General features: G+C 66.2%; 14 protein-coding genes. 1 reads left to right on the forward strand and 13 read right to left on the reverse strand.

Annotated features, from left to right (window positions below):
- Positions 1–79: 79 nt before the first annotated feature.
- The 11 genes from AC6CIE_RS03780 to AC6CIE_RS03830 form a co-directional block, all read right to left on the reverse strand.
- Positions 80–1,249 (reverse strand): CMD domain protein, encoded by a 1,170-nt coding sequence (locus tag AC6CIE_RS03780; protein WP_498091208.1) that lies wholly within the window; start codon positions 1,247–1,249, stop codon positions 80–82.
- A gap of 24 nt (positions 1,250–1,273) precedes the next feature.
- Positions 1,274–2,608 (reverse strand): acyl-CoA thioester hydrolase/BAAT C-terminal domain-containing protein, encoded by a 1,335-nt coding sequence (locus AC6CIE_RS03785; RefSeq protein ID WP_498091209.1) that lies wholly within the window; start codon positions 2,606–2,608, stop codon positions 1,274–1,276.
- A 4-nt stretch (positions 2,609–2,612) separates the two neighbouring features.
- A complete protein-coding gene (locus tag AC6CIE_RS03790) occupies positions 2,613–4,184 on the reverse strand; it encodes an ABC transporter substrate-binding protein (protein ID WP_175136203.1) in 1,572 nt (523 codons plus the stop codon).
- Positions 4,185–4,258: 74 nt separating this feature from the next.
- The gene (locus AC6CIE_RS03795) at positions 4,259–5,278 is read right to left on the reverse strand and encodes an ABC transporter ATP-binding protein (RefSeq protein WP_175136204.1); all 1,020 of its coding nucleotides are present in this window, start codon (positions 5,276–5,278) and stop codon (positions 4,259–4,261) included.
- Entirely contained in the window at positions 5,275–6,288 is a 1,014-nt protein-coding gene (locus AC6CIE_RS03800; RefSeq protein ID WP_175121173.1) for an ABC transporter ATP-binding protein, read from the reverse strand. Before AC6CIE_RS03800 ends, AC6CIE_RS03795 begins: the two co-directional genes overlap by 4 nt.
- On the reverse strand, positions 6,285–7,202 hold the full coding sequence (locus AC6CIE_RS03805; protein WP_175136206.1) for an ABC transporter permease: 918 nt from the start codon (positions 7,200–7,202) through the stop codon (positions 6,285–6,287). The genes AC6CIE_RS03800 and AC6CIE_RS03805 overlap by 4 nt, the downstream gene beginning before the upstream one ends.
- On the reverse strand, positions 7,199–8,173 hold the full coding sequence (locus AC6CIE_RS03810) for an ABC transporter permease (protein ID WP_056566643.1): 975 nt from the start codon (positions 8,171–8,173) through the stop codon (positions 7,199–7,201). The genes AC6CIE_RS03805 and AC6CIE_RS03810 overlap by 4 nt, the downstream gene beginning before the upstream one ends.
- Positions 8,170–9,645: a SidA/IucD/PvdA family monooxygenase gene (locus tag AC6CIE_RS03815; RefSeq protein WP_498091211.1), complete on the reverse strand. Its 1,476-nt coding sequence runs from the start codon at positions 9,643–9,645 to the stop codon at positions 8,170–8,172. Before AC6CIE_RS03815 ends, AC6CIE_RS03810 begins: the two co-directional genes overlap by 4 nt.
- Positions 9,642–10,619 (reverse strand): LysR family transcriptional regulator, encoded by a 978-nt coding sequence (locus AC6CIE_RS03820; protein WP_175136208.1) that lies wholly within the window; start codon positions 10,617–10,619, stop codon positions 9,642–9,644. Before AC6CIE_RS03820 ends, AC6CIE_RS03815 begins: the two co-directional genes overlap by 4 nt.
- Before the next feature lie 256 nt (positions 10,620–10,875).
- Positions 10,876–11,178 (reverse strand): hypothetical protein, encoded by a 303-nt coding sequence (locus AC6CIE_RS03825; protein ID WP_498091213.1) that lies wholly within the window; start codon positions 11,176–11,178, stop codon positions 10,876–10,878.
- Positions 11,179–11,245: 67 nt separating this feature from the next.
- Complete coding sequence (locus AC6CIE_RS03830; RefSeq protein WP_175136209.1) at positions 11,246–11,539, reverse strand: hypothetical protein; 294 nt, start codon at positions 11,537–11,539, stop codon at positions 11,246–11,248.
- A 170-nt stretch (positions 11,540–11,709) separates the two neighbouring features.
- Between AC6CIE_RS03830 and AC6CIE_RS03835 the strand changes: the two genes are divergently transcribed.
- Positions 11,710–11,991, forward strand: coding sequence for a hypothetical protein (locus AC6CIE_RS03835; protein WP_498091215.1), 282 nt, complete (start codon positions 11,710–11,712; stop codon positions 11,989–11,991).
- A gap of 60 nt (positions 11,992–12,051) precedes the next feature.
- Here AC6CIE_RS03835 and AC6CIE_RS03840 read toward each other — a convergent pair whose 3' ends face one another.
- Both AC6CIE_RS03840 and AC6CIE_RS03845 read right to left on the reverse strand, forming a co-directional pair.
- A complete protein-coding gene (locus AC6CIE_RS03840) occupies positions 12,052–13,017 on the reverse strand; it encodes a 2-hydroxyacid dehydrogenase (RefSeq protein WP_498091217.1) in 966 nt (321 codons plus the stop codon).
- A gap of 57 nt (positions 13,018–13,074) precedes the next feature.
- On the reverse strand, positions 13,075–14,070 hold the full coding sequence (locus AC6CIE_RS03845) for a Bug family tripartite tricarboxylate transporter substrate binding protein (protein ID WP_175183743.1): 996 nt from the start codon (positions 14,068–14,070) through the stop codon (positions 13,075–13,077).
- Between the last annotated feature and the right edge of the window lie 174 nt (positions 14,071–14,244).

Raw genomic sequence — 14,244 nt, forward strand, 5'->3', positions numbered from 1 at the left:
GAGGCATTTTACCCCTCTGCGTGTTTGACTCCGGCTCTTCCTGAGGGCCGGCGCCAGACACGCAGGTCAAGGGAGCGCCTCAGACCGTCACGAAGACAGGCTCACCCAGATTCAGCATCAACCGATTCGCCCACGCAAAGATCGCGTCCGAATGCAGCAGATCCAGGATCTCGCCTTCATTCAATCCAACGTCCTTCAGCGCCTGGATGCTGGCCGCGTTCACGTCAGCCTGCGCTTCGGTGATTTGAATCGAGAACTTCCCAATGGCCTGTTCACGCTTGGTCGTGCCAGCCGTGATCGGATCCTCGAACACCTGCCCAATCACGTCATTGCGCTTGGCCAGTTGCTCGAACCGCTGCGCATGCACCGACGCGCAGTACACGCAGCCGTTGACGCGCGACACCACGGTGGCGCCCAGCTCGCGTTCGGCGCGCGACATGCCGCCCGGAGCGTACATGATGGCGTTGAAGGCCGTGGAGCGTTGGCGCAGGATTTCCGGCTGGTGGACCAGGAACAGGTAGTAGTCCGAGACCTTGGCCTTGGGGTGGCTTTCTTCCAGGACGGCGATCTGTTCGGGCGTGGCGGTGTCGACGTTGACGACGTCGAGCCAGGCCTTCCACTCCAGGACTTCGTTGGTGAAACCGTGGGCCTTGATGACGTCGCCGGGTTCGGTGTTGCCGGGGTTGATGACGGCAGTCGCTTCCGCGGCAGCAGAACCGGCGCCTTGACCCTCAGCGGCTTTCATCGCCACCAACCCCGCCACCAGACGCGTCTGATACGACAGGAAGGCGATCAGCTGCGACAGGGTGACAACAGCGGGCGTCGAAACCCCCGCCGCCGGCAGCGTCTTCAGCGCCGCCTCGTCGCCTTCGACAGGCTTTTCAATCAGCTTGCGCGTGAATTCCAGCACGGCGGCCAGTTGCGGGTTGGCGGCGTCGGCCGGCTTGCCCGATTCGGCGACGGCGACGTCCGCTGCCGCGGCGCCGGCTTCCACGGCGCGGGCGCGATAGTGCGCAGCCAGCAGCGGCGACGGCGTGATGCGCGTGGCATACAGCGCGACCAGCAGCCGGTCGGCCAGCGACAGGCCGGGCAGGGCCGGGTCGAACAGGGCGTCGTAGCTGCCTTGCGTGGCGGCGGCGACCTTGTCGCGCTTGTGGCGCACGTCAAAGGTCTGGCTGCCGGGCGTCAGGCCCACGAGCTGGTCGACGAGGTCTTTGTTGATGTCGTAGACGATGGGGTGTTGTGCCATTGAGGAATTCTCCTAAAGTTTCTTTCAGCCGGCGTTGCGCTTGTCGACCGCAGTCGCAGCCGCCGCACCCTTGGCCTTCACCGCTGCATCCAGGAACGACGTCACGCCTTCCCAGGATTCCTGGTCGGCGCGGGCGTTGTCCTTGGGGTTGCCGCCGCTGGTGCTGATCCTGCCCGACACCGGGTGGGCGTACACAAGCTGCGTGGTGGGCACGTAGGGGAACAGGATCGAGTGGCCGCCGTTCTCGTAATCCAGCCACTTGACCGGGTATGGGTGCTGCACCTCGACCAGCTTGTCCTGCACCATCTTCGAATACAGGCTGGACGGCCACGAGCCGTCGTCGGTGCCGGACAGCAGCATGACCGGGCCTTCGATGTCTTCCACGCGGATGCGGGCGCGGGCGACGGCGTCGGGGTCTTGCAGCGCGGTCAGGATGGCCTTCTCGTGGCGATGCGGCGCGGGGCCTTCATCGAACGGGGCCCAGGTGGCGGTGCGGTTGTTTTCCCAGACGTGGGGAATGGGCTTGCCGCCCAGCAGCCACGTCGGGCCTTCGCGGCCGATCTTGGGATCGCACGCGTTCTGGCCGCTGTGCACGACAGCGCCGGGCACGTAGGCCACGACCGCCGACACTTCCTTGGGGAAGGTGGCGCCCAAGAGCAGCACCAGTTCGCCGCCGCGCGATTGGCCGCTGATGGCGACGAAGTCGTGCTTGGGCTGGACCTTCTTGCGCAGCCAGCGCAGTCCGGTCTGGAAGTATTCGAGCGGGGTGTTGGAAATGTAGTCCGACAGGCCCGGCGCCTTGAAGTACGCCAGCGCAAAGGCGGCGTAGCCGCGCGAGGCGTACAGGGCGGCGCGCGGTTCATTGATGCCGCCGCCGGACCCGTTCAGGATCATGACGGCGGGATGCGATCCCGGAGCGCTGCCGGCGGGCAGGTACAGGGTGCCGACCAGACCTTCCTCGCGGACTTCAACGCGCGTGACGCCGTCGGACGCCAGGCGTTGCGTGAAGCTGGCGCGCGCTTCGGCGCCTTCCACGCGAGCCACCACGTCGGTGACCAACGCGTCGGTCACCGGGTGGTTGAAGTATTCACGGCTCTTGCCGTCCTCGGGGGACTGCGCCCAGATCAGCCCCATCGGGGACAAGCCGGTGTAGTCGCCGGAATCGGGCGCTTCGCGGGTCAGGTCAACCACGCCGTCCTCGCCCGCCGTGTAGGCGGCCTGGGCTTGCCAGACCACGCCGTTGCGGCGGGTGAGGGCGGTGATCTCGACGGTCGCGCCGGGCGCCACGTGTTCGACGCGGATCTGGCGCGGGACGTCGATGAGGGCGTCCGCGGGGGTGATGGTCAGGGTCGGCGCCATGGCTTTACTTGTCCGAAACCTTGGTGACCATCATGGCGGCCGTGCGGTCGCTGGTCATCGGCGTGACCTTCAGGCCCTTCTTGGTTGCCCAGATGTTCTTGTAGTGGAACAGCGGGATGATGCCGACGTCATCGGACACGAGCTTGACCGAGTCGCGCAGGATGGCTTCACGCTTGGCCACGTCGAATTCCGAGGTGGATTGCTCCAGCGCGGTGTCGACCTTGGCGTTGCTGTAGTGGCCCCAGTTGGACGCGCCCAGGCCCTTCTTGGCGTCGACCGTGGCCAGGATGTTGACCAGCGCGTAGCTGGCTTCACCCGTGCCGTTGCCCCACGCCAGCATGCTGACGGCGAATTCGTTCTTGTTGGCGCGGCCCGAGTACACGGCCCACGGCACGACTTCCACTTGCGTCTTCACGCCCACGCGGGTCCAGAACTGCGCGACCGCCTGGGCCGTTTCCGGGCCTTGCGGATAGCGGTCGTTGGGAACGTGCATGGTCAGCTTGAAGCCGTCCGGGAAGCCCGCTTCAGCCAGCAGCTTCTTGGCTTGGGCGACATCGTTCGGGATGTCCTTGATTTCGGGGTTGTAGCCGAAGGTGCCCTTGGGCATCCACTGGTTGGCTTCGGTGGCGGCGCCTTGCAGGATGCGGTCGGCGATGGCCTTGCGGTTGATGGCCAGGTTCAGGGCCTGACGCACGCGCACGTCCAGCAGCGGGTTCTTGTCCAGCGGCTTGCCGTTGTTGTCGGTGATGTACTGGTTGGGCGCGGGGTTGAAGCTGGGTTGCAGCAGCATGACGCGCAGGCCGTCGTACGGGTAGACCGAGATGTTCGAGGCCTTTTGCAGCTTGGCCAGGTCGGACACCGAGACCTTGTCGATCACGTCCACGTCGCCGGCCAAGAGGGCGGCGGTGCGGGCGGCGGCGTTGTTGATGTAGCGGTAGTTGACCTTTTCCCAGATCTGCTTGTCGCCCCAGTAGGCGTCGTTGCGTTCCATCAGGACGCGGTCGCCGGGGGTGTACGAGACGAACTTGTAGGGGCCGGTGCCGACCATGGCCTTGCCCGAGTTGTAGTCTTCGGTCGACGACTTTTCGCCGACGTGCTTGCTGACGACGTGGATGGACGCCAGGTTCAGGGGCAGGTCGGGGTTCGGGGCCTTGGTCTTGACGATGAGCGTCAGCGGGTCCTTGGCGGTCATCGTGTCGATGGTGCGCAGGTAGCCGGCGTAGGTGGCGACGCTGCCGGGCACGCCGCGGGCGCGGGTGTAGGAGTAGATCAGGTCGTCGGCCGTGAACGGCGTGCCGTCCTGCCACTTGACGCCTTCTCGCAGCTTGAACTCCCAGGTGGTGTTGTCCAGCGGCTTCCAGCTTACGGCCAGACCCGGCTGCAGCTTGTTCCACTTGTTCTCGATCAGGAGGTCCCAGAAGTGCAGGGCCACCGAGCGGTCGCCGGCGTGGTTGTTCAACTGCGGGTCCAGCGACGACAGCGGGTCGGCAAAACCGATCGACAGGTTGTCGGCGGAGGCCGCGGCCGAGGCGCCCAGGATGGCGGCGGTGAGGGTCGAGAGAATCAGGCGTTTCATTGTCCGGGATCCTTGGTAGAGGGGGAACGGAGTGGGTCCATTGACCGCGGCGGTCGTGCCGCAGTCATTGATCGTCAGGCCATGTCGTTCAGGTGACAGGCGCTTAGGTGGTTGATGGCGATTCCCTTCAATGTGGGAACCTCGGTCTTGCAGCGCGGCATCGCGTGCGGACATCGCGGATGGAAATGGCAGCCGGTAGGCGGGTTGAGCGGGCTGGGGATCTCGCCCTTGATCGCGGTAAAGGTCTTGTGGCGCGACTTCAGGGTGGGAATCTCGGCCAGCAGCGCCTGGGTGTACGGGTGATTGGGACGCTGGAAGACTTCTTCCACCGTCGCCGTTTCCACGACGCGGCCCAGGTACATGATGACGACGCGGTCGGACAGGTGTTCGACCACGCCCAGGTCATGGCTGATGAAGAGATACGTCAGGTTCAGCTCTTCGCGCAGGTCCATGAACAGGTTCAGGATCTGCGCCTGGATCGACACATCCAGCGCGGCCACGGCCTCGTCGCAGACCAGCATGGACGGCTGCACGGCCAGCGCGCGGGCAATGCCGATGCGTTGGCGCTGGCCGCCGCTGAACTGGTGCGGATAGCGCTGGCGCAGGGCGGGGTCCAGGCCCGCGCGCTCGAGTTGCGCGCTGACGTAGTCGTCGAAGTCGCCGTTGCCGACCAGACCATGAATGCGCGCCGCTTCGCCGACGATCTCGTCCACGCGCAGGCGCGGGTTGAGGCTGGCATAGGGGTCCTGGAAGATCATCTGCACCTTCAGGCGCGCGGCGTGGGCTTCGGCCGCGTTCATGTCGGCCGGGCGCACGCCGTTGATGCGGACCTCGCCGCCCGACGGCGTGAGCAGGCCGGCCGCGATGCGGCCCAGCGTGGACTTGCCGCAGCCGGATTCGCCGACCAGACCGACGACTTCGCCGGGGTTCACGATGAGATCGACATGGTCCACGGCACGCGTGATGGCGGGCGGCTTGGACAGGCCCAGCGATTGCATCGCGCGGCCGGCGGCGCCGATCTTGCGTTCGCCGAAGCGCTTGCTGACCTGGCGCAGGTCGATCAGCGGGGTGGGGGCGTTGGCGGTTGCGCTCATGCCGCCACCTCGCGGTGGATCTGAATGGAAGGATGGAAGCAACGCACGTCGTGGTCGGGTAAGGCTTGGGTGATGCCGGGTTGCTGGCCGCAGGCGGCAGTGGCGCGCGCGCAGCGCGCCGCGAACGCACAGCCGGCCGGCAGGTGCAGCAGGTTCGGCGTCATGCCGGGAATCTGGCGCAGGCGCTGCCCGCGCTGGTTGTTGCTGGGCAGGCTGTCGATCAGGCCCACGGTGTACGGGTGCTGCGGACGGTCCAGCACGTCGTCGACCTTGCCGTGTTCGACGATGCGGCCGGCGTACATGACGGCCACGTCGTCGGCCAGGCCGGCCACCACGGAAAGATCGTGCGTGATCCAGATGAGGCTGGTGCCGTGCTGCTGCGCGAGCTTCTGCACTTCGGACAGGATCTGCGCCTGGATGGTGACGTCCAGCGCGGTGGTGGGTTCGTCGGCAATGATGAGATCCGGGCGGTGCAGCATGGCAATGGCAATGGCCACGCGCTGGCGCATGCCGCCGGACAGTTGATGCGGGTAGGCCAGCAGGCGTTCCTCGGGGCTGGGAATGCCCATCATGCCCAGCGTGTCGCGCGCCAGGATGCGGGCCTCGGCCTTGCTCATCTTGTTATGGGCGCGCACGGTCTCGATCATCTGCACGTCCACCCGCAGCACGGGGTTCAGCGTCATCATCGGATCCTGGAAGATCATCGCGATGCGGTTGCCCTGCAGCTTGCGCAACTCGCGCGGCGCCAGCTTGGTCAGGTCGCGGCCCTGGAACAGGACCTCGCCGCCGGCGATACGGCCCGGCGCATCGACCAGCCCCATGATGGAGAAGCCCGTCACGGACTTGCCCGAGCCGGATTCGCCGACCAGGCCCAGAATCTTGCCGCGTTCCAGCTTAAAAGAGACGCCGTCCACTGCGGGCAGCACGCCCGCGCGGGTATGGAACTGCGTGCGCAGGTTGCGCACTTCAAGCGTGGCCGGCGCGCCAGCCGAGGCGGTGCGGTCGGTCATTTGTGGGTCCTCGGGTTCAGCACGTCGCGCAGGCGGTCGCCCACCAGGTTGATCGCCACGATGGTGATGAGCAGCGCGATGCCGGGGTAGAAGCTGATCCAGTATTCGCCGGACAGCATGTATTGAAAGCCGTTGGAAATCAGCAGGCCCAGCGACGGTTCGGTCACCGGCACGCCCAGGCCCAGAAAGCTCAGCGTGGCTTCCAGCGTGATGGCGCGCGCGATCTGCAGCGTGCCGATGACGATCAGCGGCGGCAGGCAGTTGGGCAGGATGTGCTTCAACATGATCCGCCAGTTGGGAATGTCCAGGCAGCGGGCGGCTTCGACGTATTCGCGGCGGCGTTCGACCAGGGCCTGGCCGCGCGCGGTGCGGGCGTAGTAGGCCCATTCCAGGATCACGAGCGTCAGCACCACGTTGCCCACGCCCTTGCCCAGATAGGCCAGGATCATCATGGCCACCAGGATCGACGGGAACGACAGGATCAGGTCCACGAGACGCATGATGAAGGCGTCGACCTTGCCGCCGGCGTAGGCGGCCAACAGACCCAGCAGCGTGCCGATGATGCCGGCGATCAGCGCCGAGCCAACGCCCACCATCAGGCTGATGCGCAGGCCGTACAGGATGCCGGACAACAGGTCGCGGCCCTGGCCGTCGGTGCCCAGCCAGTAGTGAAAGGTCTCCAGGCCGTTCATGGTGCCGGGCGGCAGGCGCGAGTCCAGCACGTCGATCTGCAGCAGGTCATACGGGTTCTGCGGCGAGATCCAGGGCGCCAGCACGGCAGCCAGGATCAGCAGCGTGGCCACCACCAGGCCCAGCACCGCCGTCTTGGACGACAGGAACTCGGTCAGGTTGCGGCGCCACGGCGACTCGCGGCGCAGGGCAGGCGCCTGCGCGGTATTGGATACGGAACTCATGCCGTGGCCTCCAGCCGCACCCGGGGGTCCAGCACTTTGTACAGAATGTCGACGATCAGGTTCAGCGTCACGAACAGGCACACCACCACGATCAGGTAGGCCACGATCACGGGGCGGTCCAGCGCGTTCAGGCTGTCCAGGATCAGCTTGCCGGCGCCGGGCCAGGCAAAGATGCTTTCGGTGATGACGGCAAATGCGATGGTCGAACCGAGTTCAAGGCCCAGCACGGTCACCAGCGGAATCATGGTGTTGCGCAGCACGTGCACACAGACCACGCGGAACGGCGACAGGCCCTTGGCGCGCGCGAACTTCACGAAGTCCAGCGGCATCACGTCGCGCACGCCGGCGCGGGTCAGGCGGATGACCAGCGAGATCTTGAAGAGCGACAGGTTGAACGCCGGCAGGATCAGGTGGCGCCAGCCGTCGGCCGTCAGCCACGACCACTGGAAGCCCAGGAACTCCACCGTCTGGCCGCGGCCGCTGGCCGGCAGCCAGCCGAGCGACACGCTGAACGCCATGATCAGCATCAGCGCCACCCAGAAGGTGGGCAGCGAGAAGCCGACGATGCTGCCGGCCATGATCATCTTGGACGCGCGGCTGTCGGGGTACAGGCCGGCGAACAGGCCCAGCGGCAGGCCGACGATGACGGCAAACGACAGGGCGGTGATCGCCAGTTCAAGCGTGGCCGGCAGGCGCTGGATCACCAGTTCGATCGCCGGAATGTTGTAGACGAAGCTGTTGCCCAGGTTGCCGTGCAGCGCGCCGTTCAGGAAGGCCAGGTACTGCTGCCACAGGGGCTTGTCCAGACCCAGTTCAGCGATGATGCGCGCGCGGTCGACCTGGTCCACGTCCTGGCCGATCAGGATGTCCACGGGGTTGCCGATGGCGTGCAGCCCCACGAAGACGATGAGCGTCATCAGGAACACGACTACGGCGGCTTGCGCCACGCGGCGTAGCAGCCATGCGGTCATTGCGCGGTCTCCGCCTGCGAAGCGGTCGCCGGCGCCGGGGCTGGGGTCCATTCATCGCCGAACACTTCGGGCTCGGAGAACGCTTCCATGTTGGCGTAGTGCGTGGCCACGTCTTCGCGGTAGAACAGACCTGCGATGCCTTGCGCCAGGCGCTTGGCGCCTTCGCTGATGGCGGGGATGTCGCCCGAGATCGTGCCTTGCGTCAGCGCGGCGGGGTACGAGAAGCAGTGGACGCGATCCAGGCCGGGGCAGGCGCCGGGCACTTTTTCCTGCAGTTCGAAGACGGGGCCCAGGTCGGGCGAGTCATGCAGTTCCTGGTCTTCCTCACCGGCGGGTGGCGTGTAGCGGTCGCCCCAGGCGCGCACGTGAGGCGCGAGCGGCGCGAATTCCGGCCGCACGGTCCAGTCGATACGAAAGCCCGTGGAGAAGATCAGGAAGTCCAGCACGAACACGCCTTTGGGCGTGGTGACGTGGATCTCATCATCGATCAGCGCCAGGTCCAGCACGCCACAGCCCAGGTTGAAGAAGGCGTTCGGGTGGCGCGACACGCGCAGCGTGCTGCCGCGCGGGGGCGGCACCTGCGCGGCGTTGATGTAGTGGCGGATCTTCCACTTCCATTCGTCGGGTAGCGTCAGGTGACCGTGGGTCAGGCCTGGATTGCCCGCGCCCTTGCCCTTGTTGATTCGGGGGATGTCGTTGCGGCGGATCAGCAGGTCGACGCTGGCCGCGCCGGCTTCCAGCGCGGTCGCCGCGCTGTCCATGGCGGATGCGCCCGCGCCCACGACGCCGACGCGCTTGCCGGCCAGCGTGTTGTAGTCCATCACGTCGGACGAATGCGCCCAACGGTCGCGCGGCAGTTTCTTTGCAAAGTCAGGCACATAGGCGCCGCCCAGGCCGTCGCGGCCCGTGGCCAGCACGACACGGCGGGCCAGGACGGTGCTGCGCCCGGCGGGCGACTGGATGTCCAGTTCCACCAGCTTGTCGGCGCGCGGCTGCACGGACAGGATGCGGTGTTCGTTGCGCACGTCCAGGCTCAGTACGCGGCGGTACCAGCGCAGGTAGTCCATCCATTGCAGGCGCGGGATCTTGTCCAGCGCTTCCCACGCGTCCAGACCGAATTGCGCTTCGAACCAGGCGCGGAAGGTCAGGGCGGGCAGGCCGAGCGCGGGACCGGTCAGTTGCTTGGGCGAGCGCAGCGTCTCCATGCGAGCCGTCGTGGCCCACGGGCCTTCGAAGCCTTCGGGCGCCTGATCGAAAATCGGCGCGTCGATGCCCAGATGCTTCAACGACGCGGCCGCCGCAAGACCGCCCATGCCGCCGCCGATGATGGCCACGTCCAGCACCTGCTGGCCATCGACCAGCCGGGGCGTCACCCAGTTCTTGGCGGGCAGTTCCAGCCACGACAGGTCTTGCCGAAGGCGCGCCTCCAGGGCGGGCAGGCCTTGCGGCGGGGTGGCGATGGGCAGATTCATGATGCGGGTGTTTCCATAACAGGGGCGTCATCGCCGTAGATCGACTGCAACAGCGCCGAATGCTCGCAGGCGTCGTGCAGCACAAAGCCCGGCAGCAGGGCTGCGGCGGCTTCGGCCAGTGCGTCCGCCATGGCCTGGCAGGCCGGCGTCAGCGTTTGCGACTGCGGGGTGATGACCCCAAAAAAGAAGGGGATGTCCAGGTCGATGGGCCGGATCGCCACGCCCGCCACCGGCGAGCCGTAGGCAGTCACGGGTTCCAGCACCGACACGCCAAGCCCGGCGCGGACGGCGGCCAGGGCATTGACGGACGAATTGGTTTCGATGGTGCCCAGCGCCTGTACGTTGTGCGAGAGGGCCGCGTCCAGACGGCGGCGCAGGCGATAGGGATTGGCCATGGTGATGAGACGGCGGCCGGCAAGGGCCGACACCGGCACCACGGCATGCTGCGCCACAGGATCGTCTTCGGGCAGGGCGACGACGCAAGGCGCCTGGGCAATCCAGTGCACGGTCAGGCCGCGGTGTTCCAGCGGCAGGCTGGTCACGCCCAGTTGCGCGGCGCCCGACAGCACGGCGTGCACCACGCGTTCCGGCGAGGCGCTGCGCAACTGCACGCGTGCGGCGCCGAGGCGGTCTTCGATGCGTTTGAGGGCAGCGGGCACCAGACCGGCGGCGAGGGCGGACGTGGCGGTCACCAGGAGCGGCTGCGCCTGGCCGCGCGCGATTTCATCGGCCCGGCCGCGGATCTGCTGCAGGCTGGTCAGTGCGCGTTCAACGTCGTCATACAGCAGGAACCCCTGTTCGGTCGGCGTCACGCGGGGACCGCTGCGCGCGAACAGGGGATAGCCGATCTCGGCCTCCAGTTCCTGCAACAACCGGCTGATCGCCGGCTGCGAGCGTCCCAGCAGCCGTCCGGCCGCGGTGACGCTGCCGGTGGACATGACGGCCGCAAAGGCCTCGAGTTGACGGAGTTCCATTGGTCTTGATTTATGCCAAGGACGAATTCTGGCCGCTCAAGTATGCACCCTACAAATACTAAAAAGGCATAAGTAAATTCCCTAGATGCGAATGACCGCGCATTTTTAATTACCGCGAGTTATTTCAAGGACTTAGGGTAAGTCCGGGGGGGAGCGGTGTCCGGCGCGCCAGGAGAGGGCGCAGACGCTGAAGGACGATTCAGCGCAGCGCAGGCGAGATTCCAGCGATGGAAATGGGGTGGGCCGGGGAGAAACGCTAGGACCCGTCGGGTCCGGCTTGCGCACCCTGAATCGGCGCATGGGAGGCCAGAAGCGCACGGCCTTTTTCCGTCAGCACCAAGACGGCTTCGCCCTTCACGGTGCTTTGCTCCTGCGTCATGTCGATCAAGCCATTCGCCGTGGCGTCTTCCCAGGCCGACAGCCTGGGGCAGTGGGTACGCCACGCTTCCATGGTCTCTGCGTAGGTTCGAGGACGCGCCGCAATCCACAGCAGGAATTGGACGAGGTTGCCCTGTTGTGACGCGCCGGATTCCAAATCTGCTTGCGAATGGTCAGACATGGGACTTCTCCGTTCTGGGCCAGGATGCGCCTTTGACGATACTCCCGCGCCCGTCTGCGCTCCAGCGCTATCTGGGAGCCATCCCCTTGCGCAACCGGTTGGAGGGTTCCAGCAGCGCGTCTTTCATGTCGTCGCGCTCCAGCACGCAGGGTTCGCGGTGCAGGTCGCGTATGAAATCGTCGTAGAGCTCGCCGGTGATGCCGGCCGGGCGCTTGAAGTCGCCGGATAGCTGATAAGCGCGCAGCAGGATCGAACGCAGCCGCTTGACCTCCCAAAGCAGGGTGATCACATCGGGGTTCCAGGGCTGACGCTCGCGGATGCACCGCAGGTCGGCGTGGGAAAGGGGGTTTTTGAACGGCATGGCGGAAAATACTGTTTATTTATCCAGTATAGTCCGCCGGGATGAGAGGCAGGCGTCGGTGTTTACAGCAATGGCGCCCACTTCGTGGGAACGGGTAACTCCGCAATACCGAATGTGAGAATTGTTGAGCCTTTGAAGCTCCGTCGTCCGTACCATTCCGTGAAAGCAAAATGAAAGGGAGTGGAGCGATGCTGTGCGGCCAATGCGCGGCCATCACCGTGGATCAGGCGGGGGCGCCGGGACATGAAAACCTGATCAGCCTGGGCCATGTCCGGTCGTTGCCCCTGGCGCAACGCGGCGTCTCGCACGAGGCATTCACGTGCGGCGAATGCGGCGCCAATTGGGATTATCTGCACGATCGGCGCAACCCGGCATCGGGTTGGGCACTTTGTGATCGCACCATGCCCGCCCCGCAACGGTCCATCGATCCGCCGGCCGTGGAAGCGGCCTGAAAAATGGCCTGCCGGTCAATCCGGCAGGCCGCGCAAGCCTCACTAGTCAGCTGTTGCGCGTTACACCACGCGCGTATGCACCTGGCCTTCGCGGAACCACGAATCCAGGTTCGCGCGCATCAGGTCCGCCATCGCGCGGCGCGTTTCGTGGGTGCCGCTGGCAATGTGCGGCAGCATCACCACGTTGTCCATGGCGTTCAGTTCCGGGGGTGTGGCGGGTTCGTGTTCGAACACGTCCAGGCCGGCGCCGGCAATGCGTTTGTTCTGCAGCGCCGCCACCAGTGCGGCTTCGTCGACCACCGTGCCGCGCGCAATATTGATAAGCCACCCGTCCGGACCCAGGGCGTCCAGCACCTGTGCATTCACCATGTGGCGCGTCGCGCCGCCGCCCGGCACGGCCAGCACCAGGAAGTCGCATTGCGCGGCGAGCTCGACGATGTCCGGGCAATAACGGTAACCCTCGGGCGCGTCTGGCCGCGGCTTGCGGTTGGTGTACAGGATCTCCATGTCGAAGGCCTGCGCGCGGCGGGCGATCTGCAGGCCGATGTTGCCCAGGCCGACGATGCCGCAGCGCTTGCCGGTCATGCGCGAACCCAGGCCGAATCCTTCGGTGGGCCAGCGGCCGGCGCGCACGAAGCGGTCGGCTTCGGCGATGCGGCGCGAGACGGCCAGCATCAGTGCCAATGCCGTGTCGGCGACGCAGGCGTCCAGCACGCCCGGCGTGTTGGTGACCACGACGTTGCGCGCCTTGGCCGCCGCGATGTCGATGGTGTCGTACCCCACGCCAAAACTGAAGATGCATTCCAGGGCGGGCAGGGCGTCGATCAATTCCTTTGTCGCGCCGAAGCGGCCGCTGGTGGCAATGCCGCGGATGGCGGCGCCATGTTCGCGCAGCAGCGCCGCCTTGTCCTGGGCCTCCCAGAGGCGATGAACGCGGTAGCGCGATTCCAGGTCGGCCACCAGTTCAGGCAGCAGGGGACCGACCATCAGCAGATCGGCGGCGGAGGCGGGAAGGGATGCAGTCATGGATACGGCTTATATAGGTAAGAAGGAAAGGCCCGCCGAGGCGGGCCGGGACCGGAATCAGTTGGTCTGGATGTTGCGGGACTTGATTATCTGCCCATAGCGTTCGCGCTCGCTAGCGGCCAGATCCTGCAGCTCCTTGGGTGTCGATCCGTGGGCGACGGCGCCCTGCGATTCGAGCTTGGCCTTGACCGCGGGATCGGCTGCCACGGCGCGGATCGCCTCGGACAGCTTGTCGATCACGGCCTGCGGCGTGCCGGCTGGCGCCAGCACTGCCGTCCACGAGCCGCTCTGCGCGTTCTTGACGCCGGCTTCGTCGATGGTGGGCACGTCCGGCATCGCGGGCGAGCGAGTCGCGCCGGTCACGGCCAGCGCGCGCAGCTTGCCGGCCGTGACATACGGCATGGTCTCCAGGACCGACGCGAACAACATGTCGACGCGTCCGGCCATCAGATCGGTCATCGCCGGGCCGCCGCCCTTGTAGGGCACGTGCACCAGATCCACGCCGGTGGCTTCCTGGAAGATCTCGCCGGACAGGTGGGGCGCGCCGCCCGTGCCCGAGCTGGCAAAGGTGTGTTTGCCGGGCTGGGACTTGGTCAGCGTCACCAGCTCCGCGACGTTCTTGGCCGGCAGGCTGGCGGGCACCACCAGCACGAACGGCAGGTCCGAAAACAGCGACACGGGCGCAAACGCCTTCACCGGGTCGGAATGCAGCTTGTAGATCCAGGGGTTGATCGCCAGCATGCCCGAGTTCGCGAACAGCAGCGTGTAGCCATCGGGCTGCGAACGGGCCACCAGGTCGGCGGCGATCTGGCCGCCGGCGCCCGGGCGGTTGTCCACCACCACCGACGACGAGAATTTTTCACCCAGGGCCGCGGCCAGCAGGCGCGCTGAGATGTCGGTGCCGCCGCCGGGTGAGAAGGGGACGATCAGATTGATCGGGCGTTCCGGGTACCCTGCGGCGCTGGCCGCGTGCGGCAAGGCGGCGGTGGCAGCCAGGGCCAGCGCCGCGGCGAGGAGCCGGACGCGAATCCGGGCGGTGTTCTTTGTCTCCATGGATTTTCTCTTTTATGGCGTTGATGGCGGCAAGGCCGCAAAAAAATGGTGCTGCGGGTAAGGCTCCTGATGCTTCGCGGGCCGGAATCCAGCCCTGCAGCCGAGTATAGGGATGCCTGTCCATGGATAGCCGTTCGAGCTATAAATAGCATCAATCAATTCAAGGATTGAATC

This window comes from Achromobacter sp. GQ309 (assembly GCF_059759315.1).

Excerpts from the sequence above, each read along its gene's own strand:
- AC6CIE_RS03780 (WP_498091208.1), bottom strand. The coding sequence starts at position 1,249 with ATGGCACAACACCCCATCGTCTACGACATCAACAAAGACCTCGTCGAC.
- AC6CIE_RS03790 (WP_175136203.1), bottom strand. The coding sequence starts at position 4,184 with ATGAAACGCCTGATTCTCTCGACCCTCACCGCCGCCATCCTGGGCGCC.
- AC6CIE_RS03785 (WP_498091209.1), bottom strand. The coding sequence starts at position 2,608 with ATGGCGCCGACCCTGACCATCACCCCCGCGGACGCCCTCATCGACGTC.
- AC6CIE_RS03830 (WP_175136209.1), bottom strand. The coding sequence starts at position 11,539 with ATGCCGTTCAAAAACCCCCTTTCCCACGCCGACCTGCGGTGCATCCGC.
- AC6CIE_RS03825 (WP_498091213.1), bottom strand. The coding sequence starts at position 11,178 with ATGTCTGACCATTCGCAAGCAGATTTGGAATCCGGCGCGTCACAACAG.
- AC6CIE_RS03795 (WP_175136204.1), bottom strand. The coding sequence starts at position 5,278 with ATGAGCGCAACCGCCAACGCCCCCACCCCGCTGATCGACCTGCGCCAG.
- AC6CIE_RS03835 (WP_498091215.1), top strand. The coding sequence starts at position 11,710 with ATGAAAGGGAGTGGAGCGATGCTGTGCGGCCAATGCGCGGCCATCACC.
- AC6CIE_RS03815 (WP_498091211.1), bottom strand. The coding sequence starts at position 9,645 with ATGAATCTGCCCATCGCCACCCCGCCGCAAGGCCTGCCCGCCCTGGAG.
- AC6CIE_RS03805 (WP_175136206.1), bottom strand. The coding sequence starts at position 7,202 with ATGAGTTCCGTATCCAATACCGCGCAGGCGCCTGCCCTGCGCCGCGAG.
- AC6CIE_RS03845 (WP_175183743.1), bottom strand. The coding sequence starts at position 14,070 with ATGGAGACAAAGAACACCGCCCGGATTCGCGTCCGGCTCCTCGCCGCG.
- AC6CIE_RS03820 (WP_175136208.1), bottom strand. The coding sequence starts at position 10,619 with ATGGAACTCCGTCAACTCGAGGCCTTTGCGGCCGTCATGTCCACCGGC.
- AC6CIE_RS03810 (WP_056566643.1), bottom strand. The coding sequence starts at position 8,173 with ATGACCGCATGGCTGCTACGCCGCGTGGCGCAAGCCGCCGTAGTCGTG.
- AC6CIE_RS03840 (WP_498091217.1), bottom strand. The coding sequence starts at position 13,017 with ATGACTGCATCCCTTCCCGCCTCCGCCGCCGATCTGCTGATGGTCGGT.
- AC6CIE_RS03800 (WP_175121173.1), bottom strand. The coding sequence starts at position 6,288 with ATGACCGACCGCACCGCCTCGGCTGGCGCGCCGGCCACGCTTGAAGTG.